The 2,133-nt window shown below is 60.3% G+C and carries 3 protein-coding genes; all 3 read right to left on the reverse strand.

Annotated features, from left to right (window positions below):
• Positions 1-273: 273 nt before the first annotated feature.
• Positions 274-780 (reverse strand): peptide-methionine (S)-S-oxide reductase MsrA, encoded by a 507-nt coding sequence (gene msrA / locus EOA86_RS31970; protein ID WP_128345252.1) that lies wholly within the window; start codon positions 778-780, stop codon positions 274-276.
• Positions 777-1,226, reverse strand: coding sequence for a peptide-methionine (R)-S-oxide reductase MsrB (gene msrB, locus EOA86_RS31975; protein WP_128345254.1), 450 nt, complete (start codon positions 1,224-1,226; stop codon positions 777-779). The genes msrA and msrB overlap by 4 nt, the downstream gene beginning before the upstream one ends.
• A 251-nt stretch (positions 1,227-1,477) precedes the next feature.
• The coding region (locus EOA86_RS31980; protein ID WP_164892197.1) for an HlyD family secretion protein at positions 1,478-2,133 on the reverse strand (656 nt) is incomplete at its 5' end.

Consider the following 2,133-nt stretch of genomic DNA (forward strand, 5'->3'; position numbering starts at 1 on the left):
GCCATAGCTGCCCCGTGCGAAGCCATTGGGAAGCCTTCCAAGACTGTCGAGGAAAGCCGAGAGCTCATCTGCTTTGGTCATCTCTGCCTTTAACCTTGCCTCTCGTTCGATCATCCGATGAGCTCGGCTGGTGTGCTTGTCGGCAAGAAGTGGAACTCGGCCTGCTGCAAACCTCTTGCCTGAATGCCTTCGATCAGAACCGGCCGCATCGACGAGGCACGACGGAATGTGTATCGGCTCCCCGCTATTTACGGATGCAGACGAGCTTGCCGGCTATTCGGCCGCGGCCCGCCGGGGCAGCACCCAGTCCGAGCGTGGGTAGTGGCAACTGTAGCCGCCGGGGTAGCGCTCCAGGTAGTCCTGGTGCTCCGGCTCCGCTTCCCAGAAGTCTTCCGCCGGCTCCACCTCGGTCACCACTTTGCCTGGCCACAATCCCGAAGCGTCCACATCCGCGATTGTATCTTCGGCTATCCGCCTCTGCTCATCGTCCGCGTAGTAGATCGCCGACCGGTAGGAACTTCCGTAGTCGTTGCCTTGTCGGTCTCTCGTGGTGGGATCATGAATCTGGAAGAAGTACTCCAGTATTCGACGATAACTGATTTTCGATGGGTCGAAGATGATCTCTATGCCCTCGGCATGGTTGCCGTGATTGCGGTAGGTCGCGTTGGGCACGTCGCCGCCGGTATATCCTACGCGGGTGCGGACGACGCCCGGCAGCTTGCGGATCAGGTCCTGCATGCCCCAGAAGCAACCGCCCGCCAGAACAGCTTTCTCGGTCATTCTAGATCTCCCTTTACGAGGTTGAGGTAGGCGCCGTAGCCCTCGGCCTCCATTTCGTAGCGCGGAATGAAGCGCAACGCCGCGGAATTGATGCAGTAGCGCAACCCACCCTGGTCTTCGGGGCCGTCGGGAAAGAGATGGCCAAGATGACTGTCGCCATGCACCGAGCGAACTTCGGTGCGGATCATACCATGCGAGTCGTCTCGCAGTTCGTTGACGTTTGCCGCCTCGATCGGTGTGGTGAAGCTCGGCCAGCCGGTTCCGGAGTCGAACTTGTCGGTAGAGGAAAACAGCGGTTCGCCGGAAACGACGTCGACATAAATGCCCGGCTCCTTGTTGTCATGATACTCTCCTGTGAAGGGGCGCTCAGTTCCATGCTCCTGGGTCACGCGATACTGCGCCGGCGTGAGCCTGCTGACCGCTTCCTTGGTCTTTGCGTATTTCATCACCTGCTCCATTATTTCGACGTTCGGTCCAAATTTTGCGGGACGTCACGGGGTTGCCAGGGCGGATGTTCAGCCCTTGCACAACAGATGTAACAACAGCTGCCACTATGCTATTGCACGAAGGTGTTGGCGATACTTTCGCATCGGCTTGCATGACCAGCGGGCGGTCCGGCGGGAGGTACGGGTATCAAGAATACACGGCAAGTGCCGACCGGAGCAGCCATTGGCGACCAAACATCGGGGGAGCAGCCTTAGCGTTTGGAAGCACCAACCCGCGCCATGGTCAGGTCTTGGGTTCCGGAGGACAAAACCACCAGAGCCGACATGCCGGGCCGCAGACGATCGAGTTCGGGTTGCCCTGGATCAAAGGTGATCTTGACCGGTATACGCTGGACGATGCGGGTGAAATTACCGGTTGCGTTGTCGGGCGGCAGGAGCGCGAACTGCGCCCCGCTGGCCGGCGACAGGCTCTCGACGCGCCCCTTGAATTCTCTCCCGGGGATGGCGTCGATCGAGATCGCCATACAGTCTCCAACCCGCAGCCCCGCAATCTGCGTCTCCTTGAAATTGGCTATGACCCAGAAATTTCGGGGCACGACCGCAACCAGCAGGGTACCTGCACGGACATATTGCCCGACCCTGGCCTGGCGTTCACTCACCCAACCGTCAGCGGGCGACCGCACCATCGTACTTTCAAGTTCGATCTCGGCCAGCTCAAGAGCCGCCGTCGCGGCGGCGATGTCGGCCTCGATCTGCGGGCGCTGGGTCTCGAGCACCTGGATCTGCCGCCGAGCCGCAGCCAGGTTTGCCTGGAATTCGGCGATCTTCGCGCGCGCCCGTAGATGGTCCGCTTCCGTTTGGTCGCTTATTGACTGCGAGGCCCAACCGCCTGTGGTCAGTTTTCGAG

It is taken from the genome of Mesorhizobium sp. M5C.F.Ca.IN.020.32.2.1 (genome assembly GCF_004023105.1).
In the GTDB taxonomy this organism is placed as follows: Bacteria; Pseudomonadota; Alphaproteobacteria; order Rhizobiales; family Rhizobiaceae; genus Mesorhizobium; species Mesorhizobium wenxiniae.

What these genes read in the sequence shown, in the direction of transcription:
- msrB (WP_128345254.1), bottom strand. Translation starts at nt 1,226, where the DNA reads ATGAAATACGCAAAGACCAAGGAAGCGGTCAGCAGGCTCACGCCGGCG.
- msrA (WP_128345252.1), bottom strand. Translation starts at nt 780, where the DNA reads ATGACCGAGAAAGCTGTTCTGGCGGGCGGTTGCTTCTGGGGCATGCAG.